Origin of the sequence: Microbacterium sp. (assembly GCF_035687345.1) — a bacterium.
In the GTDB taxonomy this organism is placed as follows: domain Bacteria; phylum Actinomycetota; class Actinomycetes; order Actinomycetales; family Microbacteriaceae; genus Microbacterium.
In genome coordinates this window covers 1-24,082 of the sequence record NZ_DASRXZ010000018.1, presented here as the reverse complement: position 1 = coordinate 24,082, position 24,082 = coordinate 1, and the positions used below count along the sequence as shown (strand labels likewise).

The 24,082-nt window shown below is 70.1% G+C and carries 20 protein-coding genes and 2 tRNA genes; 12 read left to right on the top strand and 10 right to left on the bottom strand.

Translation table 11 applies throughout. The features are described 5' to 3' along the window. The first annotated feature begins 91 nt into the window (after nt 1–91). The 4 genes from VFF97_RS01560 to pstB all read left to right on the top strand — a co-directional run bounded on the left by VFF97_RS01560 (nt 92) and on the right by pstB (nt 4,129). On the top strand, nt 92–1,189 hold the full coding sequence (locus tag VFF97_RS01560) for a phosphate ABC transporter substrate-binding protein PstS (RefSeq protein WP_325031734.1): 1,098 nt from the start codon (nt 92–94) through the stop codon (nt 1,187–1,189). Nucleotides 1,190–1,266: 77 nt separating this feature from the next. After that, on the top strand, nt 1,267–2,220 hold the full coding sequence (gene pstC, locus VFF97_RS01555; RefSeq protein ID WP_325031733.1) for a phosphate ABC transporter permease subunit PstC: 954 nt from the start codon (nt 1,267–1,269) through the stop codon (nt 2,218–2,220). Between the two features lies 1 nt (nt 2,221). Continuing rightward, nucleotides 2,222–3,322 carry a phosphate ABC transporter permease PstA gene (pstA, locus tag VFF97_RS01550; protein ID WP_325031732.1) on the top strand — a complete coding sequence of 367 codons (1,101 nt, stop codon included), beginning with the start codon at nt 2,222–2,224 and terminating at the stop codon, nt 3,320–3,322. A gap of 27 nt (nt 3,323–3,349) precedes the next feature. Then, nucleotides 3,350–4,129, top strand: coding sequence for a phosphate ABC transporter ATP-binding protein PstB (gene pstB / locus VFF97_RS01545; protein WP_325031731.1), 780 nt, complete (start codon nt 3,350–3,352; stop codon nt 4,127–4,129). 9 nt (nt 4,130–4,138) lie between these two features. Here pstB and VFF97_RS01540 read toward each other — a convergent pair whose 3' ends face one another. After that, nucleotides 4,139–5,023 carry an aminodeoxychorismate lyase gene (locus VFF97_RS01540; RefSeq protein WP_325031730.1) on the bottom strand — a complete coding sequence of 295 codons (885 nt, stop codon included), beginning with the start codon at nt 5,021–5,023 and terminating at the stop codon, nt 4,139–4,141. Nucleotides 5,024–5,186: 163 nt separating this feature from the next. After that, the gene (locus VFF97_RS01535; RefSeq protein ID WP_325031729.1) at nt 5,187–5,822 is read right to left on the bottom strand and encodes a DNA-directed RNA polymerase subunit beta; all 636 of its coding nucleotides are present in this window, start codon (nt 5,820–5,822) and stop codon (nt 5,187–5,189) included. Between the two features lie 158 nt (nt 5,823–5,980). On the opposite strand from VFF97_RS01535, the gene VFF97_RS01530 reads away from it, so the two are divergent. From VFF97_RS01530 to VFF97_RS01500, 7 genes are all read left to right on the top strand, one after another. After that, the gene (locus VFF97_RS01530) at nt 5,981–7,432 is read left to right on the top strand and encodes a serine/threonine-protein kinase (protein WP_325031728.1); all 1,452 of its coding nucleotides are present in this window, start codon (nt 5,981–5,983) and stop codon (nt 7,430–7,432) included. A gap of 41 nt (nt 7,433–7,473) precedes the next feature. After that, nucleotides 7,474–7,546, top strand: a tRNA-Lys gene (locus VFF97_RS01525). 60 nt (nt 7,547–7,606) lie between these two features. After that, on the top strand, nt 7,607–11,308 hold the full coding sequence (locus tag VFF97_RS01520) for a nitrate reductase subunit alpha (protein WP_325031727.1): 3,702 nt from the start codon (nt 7,607–7,609) through the stop codon (nt 11,306–11,308). Next, nucleotides 11,308–13,002 (top strand): nitrate reductase subunit beta, encoded by a 1,695-nt coding sequence (narH, locus tag VFF97_RS01515; RefSeq protein WP_325031726.1) that lies wholly within the window; start codon nt 11,308–11,310, stop codon nt 13,000–13,002. The genes VFF97_RS01520 and narH overlap by 1 nt, the downstream gene beginning before the upstream one ends. Beyond that, a complete protein-coding gene (narJ, locus tag VFF97_RS01510) occupies nt 12,999–13,622 on the top strand; it encodes a nitrate reductase molybdenum cofactor assembly chaperone (protein WP_325031725.1) in 624 nt (207 codons plus the stop codon). Before narH ends, narJ begins: the two co-directional genes overlap by 4 nt. After that, a complete protein-coding gene (narI, locus tag VFF97_RS01505; RefSeq protein WP_325031724.1) occupies nt 13,619–14,398 on the top strand; it encodes a respiratory nitrate reductase subunit gamma in 780 nt (259 codons plus the stop codon). Before narJ ends, narI begins: the two co-directional genes overlap by 4 nt. Then, nucleotides 14,395–15,624, top strand: coding sequence for a nitrate/nitrite transporter (locus tag VFF97_RS01500; RefSeq protein WP_325031723.1), 1,230 nt, complete (start codon nt 14,395–14,397; stop codon nt 15,622–15,624). Before narI ends, VFF97_RS01500 begins: the two co-directional genes overlap by 4 nt. A 15-nt stretch (nt 15,625–15,639) precedes the next feature. On the opposite strand, the gene VFF97_RS01495 is transcribed toward VFF97_RS01500, so the two are convergent. After that, complete coding sequence (locus VFF97_RS01495; protein WP_325031722.1) at nt 15,640–16,221, bottom strand: isochorismatase family protein; 582 nt, start codon at nt 16,219–16,221, stop codon at nt 15,640–15,642. Then, entirely contained in the window at nt 16,218–18,500 is a 2,283-nt protein-coding gene (locus VFF97_RS01490; RefSeq protein WP_325031721.1) for an MMPL family transporter, read from the bottom strand. The genes VFF97_RS01495 and VFF97_RS01490 overlap by 4 nt, the downstream gene beginning before the upstream one ends. An 87-nt stretch (nt 18,501–18,587) precedes the next feature. On the opposite strand from VFF97_RS01490, the gene VFF97_RS01485 reads away from it, so the two are divergent. After that, a complete protein-coding gene (locus tag VFF97_RS01485; RefSeq protein WP_325031720.1) occupies nt 18,588–19,550 on the top strand; it encodes an EamA family transporter in 963 nt (320 codons plus the stop codon). Nucleotides 19,551–19,584: 34 nt separating this feature from the next. Here the strand turns inward: VFF97_RS01485 and VFF97_RS01480 are convergent, their stop codons facing one another. The 6 genes from VFF97_RS01480 to VFF97_RS01455 form a co-directional block, all read right to left on the bottom strand. Continuing rightward, nucleotides 19,585–19,977: a hypothetical protein gene (locus VFF97_RS01480; protein WP_325031719.1), complete on the bottom strand. Its 393-nt coding sequence runs from the start codon at nt 19,975–19,977 to the stop codon at nt 19,585–19,587. Nucleotides 19,978–20,030: 53 nt separating this feature from the next. After that, nucleotides 20,031–20,103 (bottom strand) — tRNA-Thr (locus VFF97_RS01475). Between the two features lie 83 nt (nt 20,104–20,186). Beyond that, nucleotides 20,187–21,734 carry an alpha/beta hydrolase gene (locus tag VFF97_RS01470; RefSeq protein WP_325031718.1) on the bottom strand — a complete coding sequence of 516 codons (1,548 nt, stop codon included), beginning with the start codon at nt 21,732–21,734 and terminating at the stop codon, nt 20,187–20,189. Next, nucleotides 21,731–22,909, bottom strand: coding sequence for a DNA polymerase III subunit delta' (locus VFF97_RS01465; RefSeq protein ID WP_325031717.1), 1,179 nt, complete (start codon nt 22,907–22,909; stop codon nt 21,731–21,733). Before VFF97_RS01465 ends, VFF97_RS01470 begins: the two co-directional genes overlap by 4 nt. Nucleotides 22,910–22,948: 39 nt before the next feature. Then, on the bottom strand, nt 22,949–23,611 hold the full coding sequence (tmk, locus tag VFF97_RS01460; RefSeq protein WP_325031716.1) for a dTMP kinase: 663 nt from the start codon (nt 23,609–23,611) through the stop codon (nt 22,949–22,951). Continuing rightward, nucleotides 23,608–24,082: topoisomerase C-terminal repeat-containing protein (locus VFF97_RS01455; protein ID WP_325031715.1), on the bottom strand; the 475-nt coding region annotated here is incomplete at its 5' end. The genes tmk and VFF97_RS01455, both read right to left, overlap by 4 nt.

The window sequence follows — 24,082 nt, the reverse complement described above, 5'->3', positions numbered from 1 at the left end:
GCACCCCACTCTGGTAACGACCGGTGTCTACGTTTCAGGGCGAACCCCGCACCGGGTGACTCAATCCCTGAAACGTGAAGAAGGATCCACTGTGAAGATCTCCCGCATCGCCCAGGTGGGCGCTGTCGCCGCGATCGCGGCCCTCACGCTGTCGGCCTGCGCCGCGAACGAGTCCGGCGCCGGCGCCGCCGAGAACGACGGCGGCGCGCAGCTGTCCGGCAACCTCGTCGGCGGCGGCGCGTCGTCGCAGGAGGTCGCCGTCCAGACGTGGACCGCGGGTCTGCAGACGGCCAACCCCGACCTCACGATCGACTACGACCCGGCCGGCTCCGGCACGGGTCGCGAGTCGTTCCAGGCCGGCGCGTTCGCGTTCGCCGGCTCCGACCGCGCGTTCACGACCGATGAGATCGCCGAGGGTCCCTTCGACGCGTGCGTCGACGGGTCCGACCTCGTCGAGCTGCCGACCTACATCTCCCCGATCGCCGTCATCTTCAACCTCGAGGGCATCGACTCGCTCAACCTCGACCCCGCGACCGTCGCGGGAATGTTCACGGGTGACATCACGCGGTGGAACGACCCCGCGATCGCCGCCCTCAACGATGGCGTCGAGCTCCCCGACCTCGCGATCACGCCCGTGCACCGCTCGGACGACTCGGGCACGACCGAGAACTTCACCGACTACCTCTTCCAGACCGCACCCGACGTGTGGACGTACGAGCCCGACGGCGTGTGGCCGGTCGAGGGCGGCGAGGCCGCGCAGGGCACGAGCGGCGTGGTGTCGGCCGTCGAGGGCGGCGAGGGCACGATCGGCTACGCGGATGCCTCGCGCGCCGGCGACCTCGGGACCGTCGCGATCCAGGTGGGCGACGAGTTCGTGCCGTACTCGCCCGAGGCCGCCGCCCGCGTCGTCGACGCGTCGCCCGAGGAGGAGGGACGCGCCGCGACCGACATCGCGATCGCGATCGACCGCACCACGACCGAGCCGGGCGTGTACCCGATCGTGCTCGTGAGCTACCTCATCGGCTGCGCCGAGTACACCGACTCGGCGACAGCCGAGCTCGTGAAGGCGTTCTTCTCGTACGCCGCGAGCGCCGAGGGTCAGGAGGCTGCCGCGGCCGCCGCGGGCAACGCCCCGATCTCCGACACGCTGCGCGAGCGGATCGACGCGGCGATCGACGCCATCAACTGAACAACGACACGGATGCCCGACCCGGCCCTCCCCGGCCGGGTCGGGCTCCCGGCTGGAAACACACCACGGAAGGGCCGATGACCACCACCGCACCTGTCGCGCCGAAGAGCGCGGCGAAACCGCGCATCCGGCCCGGGGACCGCTGGTTCTCGGCCACCGCGCTGTTCGCGGGCTCGATGATCCTGGTGACGCTCGCCGCGGTCGCGGTGTTCCTCATCGTGCAGTCGCTCCCGGCCCTGTTCGCGACGAGCGAGACGGCGTCGATCCTCCCCGCGAACTTCTGGGACTATGTGTGGCCGCTCGTCTTCGGCACCGTATGGGCGGCTTTCCTCGCCCTGCTGATGGCGGTGCCGCTGTCGCTCCTCGTTGCGCTGTTCATCACGCACTTCGCGCCGCGCCGCCTCGCACAGGGCCTCGGCTACGTGGTCGACCTGCTCGCCGCCGTGCCGTCGGTCGTGTTCGGCCTGTGGGGCATCCTCGTGCTCGCGCCCGCCGTGCAGCCCGCGTACGCCTGGGTGAGCGACAACCTCGGCTTCATCCCGCTGTTCGCGGGCGACGTCTCGGCGACGGGACGCACGATCTTCACCGCGGCGATCGTGCTCGCGGTCATGGTCGTGCCGATCATCACGGCCATCTGCCGTGAGATCTTCCTGCAGACGCCCGTGCTCCACGAGGAGGCGGCGCTCGCACTCGGTGCGACGCGGTGGGAGATGATCCGCATGGCGGTGCTCCCCTTCGGCCGCTCCGGCATCGTGTCGGCGTCGATGCTGGGCCTCGGCCGCGCACTCGGCGAGACGATGGCCGTCGCGATGGTGCTCTCGGTGTCGGGCGGCGTCACGTTCCGGCTCTTCACATCCGACAACCCCAACACGATCGCGGCGAACATCGCCCTGAGCTTCCCCGAGGCGTACGGACTCAACATCAACGTGCTCATCGCGACGGGCCTCGTGCTGTTCGTCGTGACGTTCGCGGTGAACGCGCTCGCGCGGTGGATCGTGAACCGCCGCAAGGACTTCTCGGGGGCGAACTGACATGACGCTGACAGCCGCCCCTCCCCAGGTCCGCCCGGAGACCCGCCCGCAGACGTCGCTGCGCAGCGGACGGCTCCCCGCGTGGGTGCCCTGGACGCTCCTGGGAGCCACGCTCCTCATCGTCCTGAGCGTGTTCGGCGTGATGGCCCTCGCCGCCGGCGAAGGTCTCGACGTCGCGGCGTGGCTCATCGTCTCGGCGATCGCCTACCTCGTCGCGATCTTCGCGCTTTCCGGGGTCGTCGAGGGCCGCCGCAAGGCGGTCGACCGCTTCGTGACGGGCCTGGTCACGATCGCGTTCCTCATCGCGATGGTGCCGCTCATCTCGGTCGCATGGACCGTCGTCGCGAACGGCATCGCGCGGTTCGACGCCGATTTCTTCTCGATGTCGATGCGCAACATCGTCGGTGAGGGGGGCGGGGCGCTCCACGCGATCGTCGGCACGCTCCTCATCACGCTCGCGGCGGCCGTCATCTCGATCCCGATCGGGCTGTTCACCGCGATCTACCTCGTGGAGTACGGGGAGGGCAAGCGCCTCGCGCGCGGCATCACGTTCCTCGTCGACGTCATGACCGGCATCCCGTCGATCGTCGCGGGCCTGTTCGCGTACGCCCTCTTCGCGCTGTTCCTCGGTCCCGGCATCCGTCTCGGCATCATGGGGTCGGTCGCGCTGGCGGTCCTCATGATCCCCGTGGTCGTGCGCTCGAGCGAGGAGATGCTGCGGCTCGTGCCGAACGAGCTGCGCGAGGCGGCGTACGCGCTGGGCGTGCCGAAGTGGGCGACGATCGCGAAGGTCGTGCTGCCGACCGCCGTGGCCGGCATCACGACCGGCGTCATGCTGGCGATCGCGCGCGTGATCGGCGAGACGGCCCCGCTGCTGATCACCGCGGGCTTCACGGCATCGATGAACTACGACCTGTTCAACGGACGGATGCAGACCCTGCCCGTCTTCACCTACACGCAGTACATGAACCAGGGCATCCCCGCCGAGGCGTACATCGACCGCGCGTGGGCCGCGGCCCTGACCCTGATCGTCATCGTCATGGTGCTGAACCTCGTCGCGCGGGTCGTCGCACGGGTGTTCGCCCCCAAGACCGGCCGCTGATCGGCCACGGACCAACGAGAGAGAATCTTGTCGAAGAGCATCGAAGTCAAAGACCTCAACGTCTACTACGGCGACTTCCTGGCGGTCGAGGACGTCTCGCTGCAGATCGAGCCGCGCTCGGTCACGGCGTTCATCGGGCCCTCCGGATGCGGCAAGTCCACGTTCCTGCGGACGCTCAACCGCATGCACGAGGTGATCCCCCGCGCGCGCGTCGAGGGCCGGGTGCTGCTCGACGGCGAGGACCTGTACGCGCCCGGTGTCGACCCCGTGCTCGTGCGCCGGCAGGTGGGCATGGTGTTCCAGCGGCCGAACCCGTTCCCGACGATGTCCATCCGCGAGAACGTGCTCGCGGGCGTGAAGCTCAACAACCGGCGCATCTCGAAGTCCGATGCCGACGACCTCGTCGAGCGGTCGCTGCGCGGCGCGAACCTCTGGAACGAGGTCAAGGACCGCCTCGACAAGCCCGGGTCCGGGCTCTCGGGCGGGCAGCAGCAGCGCCTGTGCATCGCTCGCGCGATCGCGGTGTCGCCCGACGTGCTCCTCATGGACGAACCGTGCTCGGCACTGGATCCGATCTCGACCTACGCCATCGAAGAGCTCATCGCGGACCTCAAGCAGGAGTACACGATCGTCATCGTGACCCACAACATGCAGCAGGCGTCGCGCGTGTCCGACAAGACGGCGTTCTTCAACATCGCCGGTACGGGCAAGCCCGGCAAGTTGATCGAGTACGACGACACCCGCACGATCTTCACGACCCCGTCGGTGCAGGCCACCGAGGACTACGTGTCGGGCCGCTTCGGATGATCCGGGCGGTCAGTCCCGCGGGCTCAGCAGGTAGGCGTTGAGCGATCTCGTGAACTCCGGGTCGAACGGGACGGGATCCCCGTCGACGGCGACCACGGGGGCGGCGAGGCGCACGCTCGAGACGAGCCACGCGGCATCCGCTTCTCGCAGCGCCTCGACCGGAACGTCTTCGTAGGCGGTCGCGAAGCCGCGCCTCTCGAGCTCCTCGAAGAGGCTGAGCTGTGTCGTGCCGTGCAGGATCCCGGCGCCGGGCGCGGGCGTCACGAACGTCTCGCCCCGGCGCAGGATGACCGACGACGTCGGCCCTTCGAGCACGAAGCCGTCGGACGACACGAACACGGCGTCGTCCGCGCCGCGGCGCTTCGCCTCGCGGATCGCCGCCATGTTGACCGCGTACGACAGGGTCTTCGCACCCAGCAGCAGCCACGGGGCGCGCGCCGGCGTGTCGATGCTGTACCCGCGGTCGAGCGTCGCGACGCGCACTCCCCGCTCGCGCGCCGCCGTGTTGTCGGCGGCGGGTGCGGCCGTGACCCATGCGGTGGGCGTCGGCCCGTGTTCGATGCCGCGGCTCAGGATGAGCTTGATGACCGCCTCGCCCGGCGCGCACGAAGCCGCCGCGACGGCGACGGCCTGGCGCCACTGCTCGATGTTCGGCGCGGGCAGATCGCACAGCGAGGCCGAATGGGCGAGGCGCTCGAGGTGGGCCCGGACCTCCTGGGCGTGGCCGTCGACCACGCCGATCGACTCGAAGACGCCGTCGCCGCGCTGCGTGCTCAGCTCGCCGACGGTGAGCGCGGGAGCCGACGCGTCGATGACCGTGAACGTGTCGGCGAAGTCGTGACGGGGATCATCGGATGCCGCGGGCTCGATCACGAGCGCGAAACGCCAGGTCATCCTCCGAGCCTAACCGGGCCGGAATAGACCACCGTGTGCAGCGGTTACACTTGATCGGCCGGGCCGCAGTAACCCCGGGCTCCAACTTCTGCCGCTGCGAGCGGCCTCGCGCCGAGAGGCGTTCTGCGGCCCGGCACTTTCATGCCCGGCGCATCCGCTGGCCTCAGGTCAGCGAGTCGCGGCGCCACAGGGCGGCGCACGCTGTGAGGTCGGTCGCGTAGGTCGACAGCCGCAGCGCGCGCGTCGTGAGGGCGGATGCGCGGTCGGGCTCGGTGCCCTCGTAGTCGTCGGCGATGTGGCTCGCGCCGGACGCCTGCACGCGGCAGAACGCCGCCGCGCGATCGAGGGCCACCGCGAAGTCGCCCTGGAACAGCCCCCGCAGGATCGTGTCGACGAGCGCGACGAGCTCGTCGGGCCCCGCTGGCGACGGCGCCCCGGCGATGACGTCGTCGGCGGACATGAGCTCGGTGCGACCGCGCGCGTACAGCAGCGCCGCGGTGTTCGGATCGTCGTGGATCATCAACTGCAGCAGGTACAGCCGCCACAGCGCGCCAGGGAGCGTGCGAGCCGGCGACCGTGACCACAGCTCCGCGATGTCGTCGATGCCGTGGTCGTCGGTGAACGCGACGAGCCGTTCGACGACGGCGGAGTCGGGATTCTCGCGCACGCGTGTGAGAAGCGCGCTCGCGGTGGCGTGGGCGACGCGCGACACCTCGGCGGGATCCTCCGCCGAGAACAGCCGGTCGAAGAGCTCGGCCGGCCGCCGCACGGGCTTGTGGAAGTCCCTCGATTCGCTCACCCGCTCAAGGGTACTCCGGGCGTTTCAGGGCGGATCCGAGAGGCTCCGTTGCATCGATCGGCCGACAAGTCAAGGGCGTCTCGGCGGAAAGTGGTCGAAGCGTAGCGTGAACCTGCCCGAGTCACGAGGCCGTGTTGACGGGCAGGGGGAACCAGACCATGACGGATGTACGCGAGATCAGCGGACCGACCACCGGCGAACTGCTCGGTGGACGGTATCGCCTCGAGGAGTGCATCGGCGTCGGAGGCATGGCCCGCGTCTACCGCGCGGAGGACACGCTGCTGCACCGCCCCGTCGCGATAAAGATGCTTCAGGGCCCGTTCTCCGAGCCGGGAGGCCACGAACGCGCCGAGTCCGAGACGGCGGCGCTCGCGACGCTCAACCACCACTCGCTCGTGACCCTCTTCGATGCGCACCTGTCGCACGAGGACGTCAGCTACCTCGTGATGGAGCACGTCGAAGGACGCACGCTGCGCGACCTCATCGCGGAAGGTCCCGTCGACCTCGACGAGCTCGCCGCGATCGCCGTCGACATCGCCGAGGGGCTCCACCTCGCGCATTCCGCGGGCATCGTGCACCGCGACATCAAGCCGTCGAACATCCTGCTCTGTGAGTCGCCGCTGCCGGGGCATCCGCGGCGCGCCAAGGTCGCCGACTTCGGGATCGCCTATCTGCTCGACTCCGCACGGATGACCAACCCGGGAATCGTGATCGGGACGATCGCCTACATCGCCCCTGAGCAGGCGAGCGGGGCACCGCCCGCGCCGCCCGCCGACGTGTACGCGTTCGGCATCATGCTGCTCGAGGCGATCACCGGAAAGCGCCCGTTCGCCGAGGCGGAGGGTTTCGGCGCCGTCACCGCGCGCCTCGTGCGATCGCCGGAGATCCCCGAAGACCTCGACGAGACGTGGAAGTGCCTTCTGCGCGGCATGACCGCATCGCGTCCCGAAGACCGTCCGTCGGCGCTCGACGTCGCGGCGACCCTCGCCGGACAGGCCGCCGCCGCGCGCTCGAACGCGGAGACCGTCACGGTGAACACGGCTCCCCTGACGATCCCGGCCGAGTGGATGCGCGAGGAGCCGGTGACGCCCCAGCCGATCGCGGCGGTGCCGCAGACGGCGGATGCGGAGACCGCCGCCTATCCCGCGGCATACCTCATCGAAGACGACGACCGTGCGGCGCCGCTCGCGCCTTCCCGCCGCCCGCGCGGCGTGTTCGTGGCGATCCTCGCGGCCGCCGCCCTGCTCGCGGCGGCGATCGTCATGGTGATGTGGCTGCCCGGCCTGGGCGCCGCGACACCGCTGACCGACCGCGACCCCAACCCGGCCTACACGTCCGGAGTGGACCCGCAGGACTCCGTGGGAGACGATCCCGTCGAGCAGGTGCCCGTGGAGCAGGCTCCCGCCGAGCAGGGTCCCGCCCAGCAGGGTCCCGCCCAGCAGGGTCCCGTCGAGAGCGAGCCCGTCGAGCCGGTCGACGACTCCGGACCGTCGGGCGGCGGCCCCGGCAACGGCGGCGGCAACGAGAACCGCGGCCCGGGCAACAACAACGGCGCCAACGGCAACGGCGGCGGCTCGAACAGCGGCAACGGCAACGGCCGCAACGGCTGAGTCGGTCAGCCCGTCCGCATCGGCCAGTAGGCTTGATGAACGGGCCTGTAGCTCAGTTGGCAGAGCATCGGACTTTTAATCCGCGGGTCGAGGGTTCGAGCCCCTCCGGGCCCACCGCTCACCCCTCGCCGGGGGCCCTGGTGGAGACATCCGCACCTGAGTATCGTCCCGAGCATGACGCCTCGCATCGGTGTTGATGGGCCGGCTTCAGACGCTCTGCTCGCGGCAGGGCGGTTCTTCACGCGATGGGAGGAGACCCCCGATCATCGCGCGGCGTTCCTCGAAGGCGGGCGCGAGGGCGACGTCTTCTACCGGGATCGGTGGAGTCACGACAAGGTCGTCCGCTCGACGCACGGCGTGAACTGCACGGGATCCTGTTCGTGGAAGGTCTACGTGAAAGACGGGATCATCACGTGGGAGGCGCAGCAGACGGATTACCCGAGCGTCGGCCCCGACCGTCCCGAATACGAGCCCCGCGGGTGCCCCCGCGGGGCCGCGTTCTCCTGGTACACCTACTCCCCCACGCGCGTGCGCTACCCGTACGTCCGGGGCGCGCTGCTGGAGGCCTACCGCGAGGCGCGAACGCGCACGGGCGACCCCGTGCTCGCATTCGGCGAGGTCACGAAGAACCCCGAGACTCGGCGTCGCTACCAGCAGGCGCGCGGCAAGGGCGGACTCGTGCGCGCGAGCTGGCGCGAGGCGGTCGAGCTCGTCGCGGCGGGTTACGTCCACACGATCAAGGAGTACGGCCCGGACCGCGTCGCGGGCTTCTCACCGATTCCGGCGATGTCGATGGTGTCGCACTGCATCGGCACGCGGTTCACACAGCTCGTCGGCGGGGTCATGACGAGCTTCTACGACTGGTACGCCGACCTCCCGGTCGCGAGCCCGCAGGTGTTCGGCGACCAGACGGATGTCCCGGAGTCAGGCGACTGGTGGGACGCGACCTACCTCATGATGTGGGGCTCGAACGTCCCGGTCACGCGCACGCCCGACGCGCACTGGATGGCGGAGGTGCGCTACCGCGGCACGAAGGTCGTCACGGTGAGCCCGGACTACGCCGACAACACGAAGTTCGCCGACGAGTGGCTGCCGTGCCAGGCGGGGACGGATGCCGCGCTCGCTATGGCGATGGGACACGTCATCCTCAAAGAGCGCTACGTCGACGCGCGCGTGCCGTTCTTCGTCGACTACGCCCGCCGGTACACCGACCTCCCGCACCTCATCACACTCGTGCCGCACGCCGACGGCGGGCTCGTGCCCGGCAAGTTCCTCACGGCGGCGGATCTGGGCGAAGAGGCCCCGGAGGACGCGTGGAAGACGGTCGTGCTGGATGCCGCATCCGGTGCCCCTCGCGTGCCGAACGGCTCGATGGGCTTCCGCTACGCCGAGTCGGGCGAGGGTCGATGGAACCTCGACCTCGAGGGCATCGTGCCGGCGCTGTCGGTGCGCGACGCGAAGGTCGCCGAGGAGGCGGCGGAGGTGCTGCTTCCCCGCTTCGACGCGCCGGACGGATCCGGCGCCGTCATGCGCCGCGGGGTCCCGGCGACGCGCGTGCACGGCGTGCTCGTGACGACCGTGTTCGACCTGCTGCTCGCGCAGTACGGCGTGGGGCGCGACGGACTGCCCGGCGAATGGCCGACCGGGTACGACGACGCCACGACGCCCTATACGCCGGCGTGGCAGGAGGACATCACGGGCGTCCCCGCGGAGGCGTGCACGCGCATCGCGCGCGAGTTCGCGGCGAACGCCGCCGACTCGGGCGGACGCTCGATGGTCATCATGGGCGCGGGCATCTGCCAGTGGTTCCACGGCGACGCGACGTACCGCGCGATCCTCGCGATGCTCATCCTCACGGGCTCGATGGGGCGCAACGGCGGTGGCTGGGCGCACTACGTCGGACAGGAGAAGTGCCGCCCGATCACGGGCTGGATCTCACTCGCGAATGCGCTCGACTGGGCGCGCCCGCCGCGCACGATGATCGGCACCGCGTACTGGTACATGCACACCGACCAGTGGCGCTTCGACGGCTACAGTGCCGACGCGCTCGCGTCGCCGCTCGCCGAAGGCAACCTCGACGGACTGCACACCGCCGACACGATCGCGCAGTCGGCGCGGCTCGGCTGGATGCCCTTCTATCCGCAGTTCGACCGCAACCCGCTCGACCTCGCCGACGAGGCCGCCGACGCCGTCGAGGCCGGACAGGCGCCGGATGCCGCCGCCTACGTCGTCCGTCAGCTCGCCGACGGCGAGCTCAAGTCCGCGATCTCCGACGTCGACGCGCCCGAGAACTGGCCGCGCCTGCTGACGCTGTGGCGGTCGAACCTGCTCGGCTCGAGCGCGAAGGGCAACGAGTACTTCCTCAAGTACCTCCTCGGCACGCACAGCAACGTGATGGCGTCGGATGAGGCATCCGTTCGGCCCCGTGATGTCGTGTGGCGCGATGAGATCCCCGAGGGGAAGCTCGACCTGCTGGTCTCGGCGGACTTCCGGATGACGTCGACGACGCTGCTGTCGGACGTCATCTTCCCCGCGGCGACGTGGTACGAGAAGCACGACCTCTCCTCGACCGACATGCACCCGTTCGTGCACGCCTTCACGCCTGCGATCGATCCGCCGTGGGAGGCGCGCAGCGACTTCGACCTGTTCCACGCGATCGCGCGCGAGCTGTCCGAGATGGCGAAGAAGCACCTCGGCGTGCGGCAGGACCTCGTGTCGGTGCCGATGCAGCACGACACCCCGGGCGAGACGGCGCAGCCGGGCGGTGTCGTGCGCGACTGGGCGCGCGGCGACGTCGCCCCGGTGCCGGGGCGGACGATGCCGCAGTTCGTGGTGGTGGAGCGCGACTACACCGCGATCGCCGACAAGCTCGCCGCGATCGGGCCGCTCGCCGACGAGCTCGGGTTCACGGTCAAGAACGTGACGTACGACGTGTCGCACGAGGTCGAGCGTCTCGCGCACATGCACGGCGTGTACCCATCCGGTCCCGCCGCCGGGCGCCCGGCGATCGACACCGACGTCAAGCTCGCCGAGGCGATCCTCACGTTCTCGGGCACGACGAACGGCGAGCTCGCGCGGCAGGGGTTCCGCACCCTCGAAAAGCGCGTCGGGAAGCCGCTCGCCGACCTCGCGGCGGGTTCGGAGGAGAAGCACATCACGTTCGCCATGACACAGGCGGCGCCCGTGCCGGTCATCACGTCGCCCGAATGGTCGGGTTCGGAGACGGGCGGGCGGAGATACGCGCCGTTCACGGTCAACATCGAGCGCCTCAAGCCGTTCCACACGCTCACGGGGCGCATGCACTTCTACCTCGATCACGACTGGATGCGCGACCTCGGCGAGGCGATGCCGATCTATCGCCCGCCGCTGGATCTGCACCGGCTGTTCGGCGAGCCGCGACTCGGCCCCGACGGCGCGCAGCAGGTGACGGTGCGCTATCTCACGCCGCACTCGAAGTGGTCGATCCACTCGGAGTACCAGGACAACCTCTTCATGCTGTCGCTGTCGCGCGGCGGGCCCACCGTGTGGATGAGCCCGCAAGACGCAGCCGCGATCGGGGCCGCCGACAACGACTGGGTCGAGTGCGTCAACTCCAACGGCGTGCTCGTGGCGCGCGCGATCGTGTCGCACCGGATGCCCGAGGGCGTCGTCTACGTGCACCACGCGCAGGAGCGCACGATCGACGTGCCGAAGTCCGAGGCCACCGGGAAGCGCGGCGGCATCCACAACTCCGTCACGCGACTGCTCGTGAAGCCGACCCACCTCATCGGCGGGTACGCGCAGCTGTCGTACGCGTTCAACTACCTCGGCCCGACGGGGAACCAGCGCGACATGGTGGCGACCATTCGCCGCCGTTCGCAGGAGGTGACGTACTGATGCGTGTCATGGCCCAGATGGGCATGGTCATGAATCTCGACAAGTGCATCGGATGCCACACCTGCTCGGTCACGTGCAAGCAGGCGTGGACGAACCGGGCAGGCACCGAGTACGTGTGGTTCAACAACGTCGAGACGCGGCCCGGGCAGGGCTACCCGCGCCGGTACGAGGATCAGGAGCAGTGGCGCGGCGGGTGGACCCTCAACAGCCGCGGACGCCTGAAGCTGCGCACCGGCAGCCGCCTGCGGCGCCTCCTGACGATCTTCTCGTCCCCCGTGCAGCCCAAGCTCGCCGACTATTACGAGCCGTGGACGTACGACTACGAGACGCTCATCGACGCGCCGCTGGGCGACGACTTCCCCGTCGCGAAGCCGAAGTCGCTCATCACCGGTGAGGACACGAAGATCACGTGGTCGGCCAACTGGGACGACAACCTCGGCGGCACGAGCGAGCTCGGCCACCTCGACCCGATCGTCGAGAAGGTGCGGCGTGAGTCCGAGGACGCCATCAAGATGCAGTTCGAGAAGACGTTCCTCTTCTACCTCCCGCGCATCTGCGAGCACTGCCTGAACCCGTCGTGCATGGCCTCGTGCCCGTCGGGCGCGATCTACAAGCGGGCCGAGGACGGCATCGTCCTCGTCGACCAGGACCGCTGCCGCGGCTGGCGCCAGTGCATCACCGGATGCCCGTACAAGAAGATCTACTTCAATCACAAGACCGGCAAGGCCGAGAAGTGCACGCTGTGCTACCCGCGGCTCGAGGTCGGCATCCCGACGGTGTGCTCGGAGACGTGCGTCGGGCGCCTGCGGTATCTCGGGCTCTTCCTGTACGACGCCGACCGTGTCACCGAGGCCGCCTCGACGCCCGACGAGAAGGATCTCTACGAGGCACAGCTCGACCTCATCCTCGACCCCGACGACCCCGAGGTCATCGCGGCGGTGCGGGCCCAGGGCGACATCCCCGAGGACTGGATGGACGCGGCGCGGCGGTCGCCCGTCTACGCGCTCGCGAAGAAGTACCGCGTGGCTCTGCCGCTGCATCCGGAATATCGCACGATGCCGATGGTCTGGTACATCCCGCCACTGTCGCCCATCGTCGACCTGCTGCGCGACCAAGGCCACGACGCCGAGGCGGCCGGCACGCTCTTCGGTGCGATCGAGGCGCTTCGCATCCCGGTCGAGTACCTCGCCGAGCTCTTCACGGCGGGCGACACCGACATCGTGTCGGACGTGCTGTGGAAGCTCGCGGCGATGCGGTCGTACCTGCGCGACATCACGCTCGACCGCGAGCGCGATGAGTCGATCCCCGCCGCGGTCGGCATGACCGGCGACGACATCTACGCGATGTACCGGCTCCTCGCGATCGCGAAGTACGAGGACCGGTACGTCATCCCGACCGCGCACTACGAGCAGGCGCACGAGCTCGAGGAGCTCGGGTGCTCGCTCGACTTCGACGGCGGCCCGTACGCCGAGGAGTCGGGTCCGTTCGGCGAGGCGAGCGGACGCCCGACGCCCGTCGCCGTCGAGAACTTCCACGCACTGCGCGAACGCCAGACGTCCGATGCGCGCGCCGGCGACGAGACGCTGCGCGGCCGCGTGAACCTCCTCAACTGGGACGGCAACGGCGCACCGCCGGGCCTGTTCCCACCCCGGCGGACGGTCGACGCGGATGCCCCGGACGGAGGCTCGTCATGAGGGCCGCGGTCGTGCACCAGGCGGCATCCGTGTGTCTTTCGTATCCCGACGACGAGGTGCTGGCATCCGGTCCGCTCATCGCCACGGCGCTGCGCGAGTCGGCGCCCGAGGCGGCGGAGCAGTTCGCGCCGTTGCTGGAGTGGTGGGCGCAGACGGATGCCGCTGTCGTGCGGACGGCCTACGTCGACACGTTCGACATGTCGCGGCGCCATGCGCTCTACCTCACGTACTGGACGGACGGGGACACACGGAGGCGAGGCGGCGCGCTGGCAGACCTCAAGGCCAGGTACCGTGCGGCGGGCATGGAGGCGGACACGGGCGAACTGCCGGACTATCTGCCGCTCGTCCTGGAGTTCACGCGCCACCGGCCCGACGCGGGCACCGCGATCCTGCAGCAGTACCGCGCGAGCGTCGAGCTCATCCGCATCGCGCTCGCCGAACGAGGATCGCCGTACGCGGGCGTCGTCGCGGCGGTGTGCGCGACGCTGCCGGGGCCGTCGCCCGCCGATCGGCAGCAGGCGATGGCGATGGCCGCCGCCGGGCCGCCCCAGGAGTCGGTGGGCCTCGACGCGGGCGATCCGCGATTGATCCCCCTCGTACCGGCGGGAGGTCGCGCGTGAGCCTCCTGTTGTGGGGAATCCTCCCCTACGCCATGGTCATCATCCTCATCGGCGGCCTCATCTGGCGCTACCGATACGACCAGTTCGGCTGGACCACGCGGTCGTCCCAGCTCTACGAGTCGAGGCTGCTGCGCATCGGGTCGCCGCTGTTCCACTTCGGCATCCTCGTCGTGGTGATCGGGCACGTCGCCGGGCTCGTGATCCCGAAGTCGTGGACCGACGCGCTCGGCATCACCGAGGACATGTACCACTTCGCCGCCCTCGGGCTCGGCACGATCGCGGGCGTCGCGACGCTGGTCGGCGTCGGCATCCTCATCTACCGGCGCCGCACGACCGGCCCGGTGTTCATGGCGACGACCAAGAACGACAAGACGATGTACGTCGTACTCGTCGCCGCCATCGTCGCGGGGCTCGCGACGACCGTGCTGAGCGTCGTCGGCCCGCACGAGGACCAGACCTACCGCGAGACCGTGTCGCCGTGGTTCCGGTCGCTGTTCATCTTCCAGCCCGACATCCAGGCGATGTCGGAGGCGTCGTTCGCCTTCCAGCTGCACACGCTCATCGGCATGCTGCTGTTCATCATCTGGCCGTTCACGCGGCTCGTGCACGCGTTCACCGCGCCGATCCATTACCTGTTCCGGCCGTACATCGTGTACCGGTCGCGTGACGGCAGGCCGACGACGGCTCGCGGCATCCGTCGCGGCTGGGCGCCCGTCGGCACGCGAGACCGCGAACCCGACCGCACACCCCGTCGCTCGCGAAGGAGCCCCCGGTGAGCACGACCGCCCCGACCCCGACCACGGCCGCCGTTCTGCAGGGCCGCACGCTCAACCTGTGGCTCGCCCTGCTCGCCTTCGCGATCACGTTCTGGGCGTGGAACATCATCGGCCCGCTCGCGGTGCAGTACGCCGCCGAGCTCGACCTCGACGCGACGCAGCAGTCGCTGCTGATCGCGACGCCCGTCATCGTCGGCTCGCTCGGGCGCATCCTCACCGGCGCCCTCACCGACCGCTACGGCGGGCGGATCATGTTCACGATCCTCACGGCCGTCTCGGCGATCCCGGTGCTGCTCGTGATGTTCGCCGGTCTCATCGGCTCGTACGTGCTGCTCATCGTGTTCGGCTTCATCCTCGGCATCGCCGGAACGACGTTCGCGATCGGCATCCCCTTCGTCAACGCGTGGTACGAGCCGTCCCGCCGCGGGTTCGCGACCGGACTGTTCGGCGCGGGCATGGGCGGCACCGCCCTGTCGTCGTTCTTCACACCGCGCATGGTGGCGTGGTGGGGCTATGTCGCGACGCACATCGTGATCGCCGTCGCGCTGCTGGTCGTGGCGGCTCTCGTGTGGTTCCTCATGCGCGACTCGCCGGCGTGGAAGCCGAACCGCGACCCCGTGCTCCCGAAGCTGGCGGCCGCGTCGAAGCTCGCGGTGACGTGGCAGATGGCGTTCCTGTACGCCGTGACGTTCGGCGGCTTCGTCGCCTTCTCGACGTATCTGCCGACATACCTCAAAGAGGTGTACTCGTTCGATCTGGCGGATGCCGGGGCGCGCACCGCCGGCTTCGCGATCGCCGCTGTCGTCGCACGCCCTGTCGGCGGGTGGCTGTCCGACAAGATCGGACCGCCGATCGTGCTCGGCATCTCGCTCGCGGGCGCCGCGATCATGGCGGTCGTGATCGCGTTCAAGCCTCCGCCCGAGCTCGCCGCCGGCACGTCGTTCGTGCTCATGGCGCTCGCCCTGGGCCTCGGCACCGGCGCGGTGTTCACGTGGGTCGCTCAGCGCGCGCCGGCGAACCGTGTCGGCGCGGTGACGGGGATCGTCGGCGCCGCAGGCGGACTCGGCGGGTACTTCCCGCCGCTCGTCATGGGTGCGACGTACAACGCCGCGGCCCACAGCTACACGATCGGGCTCGCGCTCCTGTGCGCGACCGCGCTCGTGGCGCTCGCGTTCACGGTGTTCCTCGCGATCCGCGACAGCCGCCGGCGCGCCGACACGGAGTGAGCCGAAGCGCCGCGGTCAGACACCCGACTCTGCGAGCTCGGCGCCCGCGTGCGCCAGCTCGGCCAGCGCGGCCTCTCCCGATCCCGGGGCGACCGCCGCGACGAGGTCGGTGAACACGCGCACGCGGCGACCGTGCTCGACGGCGTCGAGAGCGGATGCCCGCACGCAGTAGTCGGTCGCGATGCCGACGATGTCGACCTCGACGACCCCATGGCGCTCGAGCAGCTCGTGCACGCTCTCGCCCTCGTCGGTCGTGCCCTCGAAGAGCGAGTACGCGGGCTGACCCTGCCCCTTCTTCACATGATGCGTGACCCGGCTCGTGTCGAACGCGGGGTCGTACTCGGCACCCTCGGTGCCTCCGACGCAGTGCACCGGCCACGTCTCGATGAAGTCCGGCTCGCCCGAGGCGAAATGCCCGCCGTTGTCGTTGTCGCCGTCGTGCCAGTCGCGCGAGGCGACGATCATCGAGTACTCGTCCGCGTGGTCGGCGAGGAACCGCGAGATGCGCTCGGCGACGGCGTCGCCGCCCTCCACGCCGAGCGCACCGCCCTCGGTGAAATCGTTCTGAACGTCGACGATGAACAGCGCCTTGCTCATGACACGAGCGTACGCCGCCGTGCCGCACGCGTCGCCGGAGCGACGGCATCCGTTTCGTCGACCGGCCCGCCCGTGTCGACCGGCTTCGGCTCAGCGTCCTTGCGCGACAGCTTCGACGGCCACCAGATCGCCCGGCCGATGTCGTACGAGATCGCCGGCACGAGCAGCGACCGCACGACGAACGTGTCGAGCAGCACGCCGAACGCCACGATGAACGCGATCTGCGCGAGGAACAGGATCGGGATGACGCCGAGCGCCGCGAACGTCGCCGCGAGCACGAGGCCCGCCGAGGTGATGACACCGCCCGTCGCGACGAGGCCCCGCAGGATGCCCGGCCGCGTGCCGTGCGTGATCGACTCCTCCCGCACGCGCGACATGAGGAAGATGTTGTAGTCCACGCCGAGCGCGACGAGGAACACGAAGCCGTACAGCGGCACGGCGGGGTCGGCGCCCGGGAAGTCGAACACGTTGTTGAAGACCAGCGCGCTCACGCCGAGGGCCGCGCCGAACGACACGATGACGCTCAGGATGAGCAGCACCGGCGCGACGACCGATCGCAGCAGGAGCATGAGGATCGCGAGGATCACCAACAGCACGACGGGGATGATGAGCGTCCGGTCGCGGATCGACGTGTCGATCGTGTCGACGTCGGTCGCGGTGACGCCGCCCACGAGCGTCGTGCCGTCGCCGAACGCGTCGTCGAGGGCGACCCGCAGGTCGCGCACGGTGTCGTCGGCAGCGGTGGAGTCCGCGGCATCCGTCAGCGTGCCGATCAGCAGCACATCGCCGTCGGCGACACTCGGCGCGGGCGCGGGCACGGGCGTTCCGGGAGGTCCGGGCGCGGCGAACACGGCCTCGCCGTCCTCGAGGGTGACGGTCGCCTGACCGGTCGGAGAGTCGGCGGATGCCACGGCCACCGCCTCGATGCCGTCGCTGTCCTCCAGAAGCTCGACCGCCTCCGCGAGGTCATCCTCGGGGGCGATGACGTAGACGGGGCTTCCCGAGCCCGCCGGGAAGTGCTCCGACAGCACCTCCTGGCCGTCCCGCGCCTCGGACGCGCCCAACACGAATTCGCTCGTGGGCACGCCGTCCGCCTTGAGCTGCAGCACGCCGGCGGTCGCCGCGAGCAGCACGACGGTCGCGACGATCCACACCGGACGCGCGTGACGTGCGACGAAGCGCGCCTGACGCGGCCAGATGCCTTTCGCGGGCTTGGTGAGGTCGGCCGGCAGCGCGCCCGTGCCGGGCTTCGGGACGAAGGGCCAGAACGCCGCGCGACCGAAGATGGCCAGCAGCGCCGGCAGGAATGTGAGCGCCGACAGGATCGAGAACGCGATGCCGATCGACGCGATCGGACCGAGCGCGCGGTTCGTCGCGAGGTCGCTCAGCAGGAGGCACAGCAGTGCCGCGATGACGGTGCCGCCGGATGCGAGGATCGGCTCGAACGACCCGCGCCATGCCCGCGTCGTCGCCTCCCATCGAGGAGCGCCGTCGGCGATCGCCTCGCGGAATCGCGCCACGTACAGCAGCGCGTAGTCGGTCGCCGCTCCGATCACGAGGATGAACAGGATGCCCTGCACCTGGCCGTTGAGCACGAACACTCCGGCCTTCGCGAGCCACCACACCGTGAGCAGAGCGACGCACAGCGCGAACGTCGACGTCAGCAGCACGAGGATCGGCAGCAGCGGCGACCGGTACACGATCACGAGGATGATGAAGACCGCGATGAGGGCGACCGCCAGGAGAAGCCCGTCGATGCCGAGGAAGCCCTCCGCGAGGTCGGCCGTGAAGCCCGCGGCGCCTGTGACCCACGCCTCGAGCGGCGCGTCGAGATCTTCGGCGATGAGCGCGCGCACCTCCTCGACGCTGTCGCGCACCTCGTCGCCGTCGATCGGCACGAACAGCTGCGCCGACTCGCCGTCGTCGGAGACGATGGGCGGCGACACCTCGCCCGCGATCCCGTCGAGGTCGGCGAGATCGTCGGCGAGCGTCTGCAGCGCCGCGAGGTCGCCTTCGGTGAGCTCTCCGTCGCCGGTCGCCACGACGACGGCCGGGATCGAGTCTTCGCCGAGGAAGTCCGCGAGCCGCTCGCTCACCTGCGTCGCATCCGCACTCTCGGGAAGGAAGGTCGACTGGTCGTTCGTCGACACCTCACCGACCTTGCCGAAGTACGGGCCGCCGACGGCGCCGCCGACGAGCCACACGAGGACGAGGACGACCGGGATGCCGATCCTGACCCAGCGATTGGTCGTGTGGCGGTCCCTTTGGCGCAATGACATATCGCTAGCTTATCTAGCATCTACGCGATTTGCATAATCCTGACGTGAGCCCGCCGGCGGTGTGCGCGTCGGTCGTAGGCTGGGCGGATGCTGTCCGCCCTCATCGCGCTGCTCGGCGCCCTCGTGTACGGGTCGGCTGATTTCCTCGGTGGGATCGCGGCGAGGCGGTTGCGTTCGATCGTCGTCACGGCGGTGTCGGCAGCATCCGGTCTCGTCGTCCTCGTGCTGGCGCTCCCCCTTTTCGGGGTCGATGCGACGGGCGCCGACATGGCGTGGGGCGTCGCGGCGGGCCTCTTCGGGATCGTGGCGGTCGTGCTGCTGTATGCGTGCCTCGCGATCGGACCGATGAGCATCCTGTCGCCGCTCACGGCGGTCGTCTCGGCGATCGCGCCCATGCTGTGGGGACTGCTCGTGAAGGGCGAGAGCCTCTCGCCGCTCGGCTACGCGGGACTCGGCGTCGCGCTCGTGGCTGTCGTGCTCGTCGGCTTCATTCCGGGAGAGAAGGTCGTGCGGCCGAGCGTGCGCGGCCTCGTGATGGCCGTCGGCGCCGGCATCGCGATCGGCGCTTTCCTCATCGTGATCGACCAGACGCGCGACGAGAGCGGCCTCGTGCCGCTCGTGTTCAGCAGGCTCACGAGCGTCGTCATCACGGGTGCGGTCGTCGGCGGCATGATCCTCGCGGCCGTGCGGCGTGGCCGCGCGGTCACCGCCGTGCTCACTCCCGCCGACCCCGACCTCGGTGCGACCCCGACCGGGCATGCGGATCTCGCGCACGCGACAGCGCCCATCCCCGCGCGGATCCTCACGTCCACCCGCGGCCGCGCATGGTGGCTCGCAGTCGGATGCGGCGCGCTCGACGCCGTCGCGAACGGCTTCATGCTGCTCGCGCTGAGGCTGGGGGATCTGTCGGTCGTCTCGGCGCTCACGGCGCTCTACCCCGGCGGGACCATCCTGCTCGCGGCGATCGTGCTGCGCGAGCGCATCGCCGCGGTGCAGTGGGTCGGGCTCATCCTCGCGCTCGCCGCGGGTGCGATGCTCGCGGTCGGCTGATCCGGCGGGGCGTGCTCGCGCGTGCGCCGGGCGGTCAGCCTCGGGCGAAGAGCAGCACCCACGACGCGACGAGCGCGATGATCCCGAGCCCCCCGAGCGCGAGGGCGATCAACGCCGTGAACCGCACGCCGGGCGCCGTACGGACGAGTCGCACACGGTCTCGCGATCCGCGCCGCGCGTAGAGGTCGGCTTCGTCCTTGTCGCCGAGCTCGCGCACGAGGTGCGGCGTCAGGACGGCCTCGCCCACTCCGCCGTCATCGAACCACCGGGCGACCCGTCCGTTCGCAGAATCGTCGATCACGACATGCACCGGCACCCACGTGCCGTCCGCGATCCGCAGCATGAGAGCGAGAAGCGCGAGGACGAGGCCGCCGCCGATGCCGACCCATGCGAAGATCTCGAGGACCGCGTCGAGCACGTGCCCCATCGCGCCTCCCCGGTGTCGAGAAAGGCCCGGGCGAAACCCGGGCCTTCATCTCGAGCCACCTAAGGGAATCGAACCCTTGACCTATTCATTACGAGTGAATCGCTCTGCCGACTGAGCTAAGGTGGCGCGCCCCGCTTGCGCGATGCACGATCAACGATCTTACAGGGTCGCGGGAGTGCTCGCGAACCGAGGCGGTCGCCGAGCGGCGGCTACTCGCACCGGAGCCCGTCTTCGGGAACCGTGCCCTCGAGCAGGTAGGCCTCGACCGCCGAGTCGACGCATTCGTTGCCCTTGTTGTAACCGGTGTGCCCCTCGCCGACACGCGTGACGAGCACACCCGACGAGAGCTGGTCGGCGAGCGCGACGGACCACTCGTACGGCGTCGCCGGATCGTTCGTCGTGCCCACGACCACGATCGGGGCGGCGCCGTTCGCGGTGAGCGGCTCACGCGCGTTCGTGGACTCGTACGGCCACACCCGGCACAGATTCGGCCCGATGTTGTACTCGGCGATGGTCGGTGCTTCGGCCCGCAGTCGATCGTCGGCGGCCGCCTCCTCTTCGGGAGTCCAGTCGACCGGGTAGTCCATGCAGTTGTATGCCGTGAAGGCCTGGATGAGGTTCGACAGGTAGACGCCGTCCTGGCGGTCGAAGTACGCGTCGACGAGGAGCCATGCGATCTCGGGGTCGCCTTGCAGCACTCCTCGAAGAGCCTCGGTCAGGAAGTCCCAGTACTGGCGGGCGTACAGCGCGGTCGAGATCGCCGTTTCGAGGGCGTCCGCGCCGAACGGGCGCTCGTCCCCGCTCGGCAGGGGCGATCGGTCGAGGCTCGCGAACAGCGCGTTGAGATCGGAGAGCGCCTCGTCGACCGTCCCGCGGAACGGGCACTCGTCGTCGGCGAGGCAGTTCTCCATGTAGGCGCGCAGCGCCCGCTCGAACCCGATCGTCTGCACGACACCGAGCTCGAGCATCGAGATCGTCGGGTCGAGGGCGCCGTCGAGCACGAGGCGTCCGACGCGCTCGGGGAAGAGCTCGGCGTACTGCGCGCCGAGGTACGTGCCGTACGAGTAGCCGAGGTACGTGAGCTCCGACTCCCCGAGGACCGCGCGCAGCAGATCGAGATCGCGAGCGGAGTTCTCGGTCGTGATGTACGGCAGGATGCCGTCGCTGTTCGCGTCGCACGCCTGCGCGAACTCCTCGCTCGACGCGATGACTTCGGCGGTCCACTCCTCGGATCCGCGCGGGGCCTCGGGGATTCCGAAGAGGAACTCGTCCATGCCCGCGTCGTCGAAGCAGCGCACGGCCGTCGATTCACCCACGCCACGCGGGTCGAACCCGACGACGTCGAACGACTCGGTGAGCTCCTCCCCCACGGCGAACGACAGCGAGTCCGCGACGTACGACTTGCCGCTCACCCCGGGGCCGCCGGGGTTCGTGAACAGCGCCCCCTGCGACTGACCGGTCGCCGCGTGGCGGATGACCGCGAGCTCGATGTCGGCGTCGCCGGGGTTCTCCCAGTCCAGCGGTGCCCGGACGGTCGTGCAGTCGAAGCCTTCGCCGCACGGCTCCCACTCGAGCTCCTGGTCGTAATACGGCAGCAGCTCTGCCGGAACGCCCTCGGTGTCGGGGGTGAGGCTCGGAGCAGGACGCGACTCGGGGATCATCGCGTACAGGCATCCGGACAGCGCGACGGATGCCGCGGCGAGTCCGGCGACGACGGCGAGGAGCCGCCGGGAGCGGCGGGGGGCGGTTCGGGTCACAGGGTCCTCCCGCTCGCGACGGTCACGAGCATGCTCTCCAGGGCCAGCGCGGGGGCGACGTTCTGTTCGAGATTGCGCCGCGTCTCAGCGATGCGATCCAGCACCGTGAGCGTCCGCTCACGCGGCCACGCTTCGGCGAGCGCACGCAGCTCGGGTTCGAGCTCGCGGTTGACGAGGTCTGCGTCGCGGCCGAACTGCAGCACGACGACGTCGCGGAACATCGACTGCAGATCGGTCAGGACGCGATCGATGCCGTCGCGCAGGCTGCGCGTCGCGCGGCGCTTCTGCTCTTCCTCGAGCGCGGTGAGCTGCGAGCGGACCGCCGGCGGCACGGGCGCGCCCTCGACGATTCCCAGTGTGCGCAGCAGGTTCGCGCGCTCCGCCTCGTCGCGCTCGGCGGTGAGCGCCTTCGCGTCTTCGGTGGCGGCCTGCACGATGTGTCCGGCGACCTCGACGGCGTCGCCCACGCCTCGCACGGCGAGGGCCGCGCGCAGGGTCGAGTCGCGGCGGGCGCGGGCCGCGGCATCCGTCGCCAGTCTCTGCGCCATGCCGATGTGACGCTGGGCGTGACGGGCGGACTGCTCCGCGACGGCCGGATCGACGCCCGTGCGCAGCGCGATGAGCTTCGCGACCTCGTCGACCTCGGGCTCGCGCAGGCGCAGCGTGCGCACACGCGACCGGATGGTCGGCAGCAGGTCGGCGTCGCTCGGCGCGCACAGCACCCAGACCGTGCGCTCCGGCGGTTCTTCGAGGGCCTTGAGGAGCACGTTCGACGTGCGCTCGGTCATACGGTCGGCGTCTTCCATGACGATCACGCGGTACCGACCGATCGACGGCGAGAAATACGAGCGCTCGACGAGCGCGCGGGCGTCTTTGATCGAGATGATGACGCCCTCGGTGCGCAGTGCGGTGAGGTCGGGATGCGTTCCCGCGAGCACCTGCCGCATCGCCTGCTCGTCGCCGGGCTCGGCGATGAGCGCGGCGGCGAACGCGTGCGCGAGGATCGAACGGCCCGAGCCGGGCGGGCCCGTGAGGAGCCACGCGTGGGTCATCAGGTCGGGGTCGGATGCCGCAGCCCGCAGCACCTCGACGGCGGCCTGTTGCCCCCACACCGCGCCCCACGGCGGCTCGTCGAGCGTGGCCGGCTCGACGGGCGCGGCGGCGGTGGCGTCCATGAGGTTCAGCCTAATCGGCGGCGCCGACGCGGCGTCCGGTCAGATCCCGGCCCACTCGAGTGCCGACTGCACGCGCCTGCGCACGGCGGCGGCGATCTCGTCGGCCGGCTGCGACGCGTCCACCACGAGGAACCGGGCAGGCTCCGCATCGGCGAGCGCGAGGAACTCGCGGCGCACGTTCTCGTGGAACTCCGCCTCCTCCGCCTCGAGCCGGTCGAACGGCTTGCCCTGGGCCTCACGGCGCTCGCGCGCGATCTCGGGGTCGAGGTCGAGCAGGACCGTGACATCGGGGATCAGGCCGTCGACCGCCCACAGCGACAGCCGGCGCACCTCCTCGCGGCCGAGCACGCGCCCGGCGCCCTGATAGGCGAGCGACGAGTCGAAGTACCGGTCCTGGATGACGATGTCGCCGCGCTCGAGCGCCGGCCGCACGACGGTGGCGACGTGCTGCGCACGATCCGCCGCGTACAAGAGCGCCTCGGCGCGCGCGACGATCTCGCCGCGATGGTGCAGCACGATGTCGCGCACGAGCTTGCCGACCTCCGTGCCGCCGGGTTCGCGCGTGCGCACCGTCGTGTAGCCCTCGGCGTCGAGCCATTCCTGAAGGCGCTGCGCCTGCGTCGACTTGCCGACGCCGTCGCCGCCTTCCAACGTCACGAACACACCGCGGGCGGAAGCGACCGCCTCGTTGTCGAGGGTCACTTCTTCGCCGCCGCCTTCCGGGTCGTGGTCGTGCGCCGCGTGCGCTTGGGCGCGGGACCCTTCGCCCGCTTCTCGGCGAGCAGCTGCACCGCGCGCTCGAACGTGACGTCGTCGACGCTCTCGCCGCGCGGGATCGTCGCGTTGGTCTCGCCGTCGGTGACGTAGGGGCCGAATCGACCGTCTTTGAGCTTGATCGGCTTGCCGCTCGTCGGGTCGGCCTCGAACTCCTTCAGCGCACTGGACGCACCCCGTGCGCCGTACTTCGGCTGCGCGTAGATCGCGAGCGCCTCGTCGAGCGTGATGTCGAAGATGTGCTGCTCGCTCTGCAGGGTGCGCGAGTCGGTGCCCTTCTTGAGGTACGGCCCGTAGCGGCCGTTCTGCGCCGTGATGACCTCGCCGGTCTCGGGGTCGGTGCCGACGACTCGCGGCAGGTCGAGGAGGCGCAGCGCCGTCTCGAGGTCGATCGTGTCG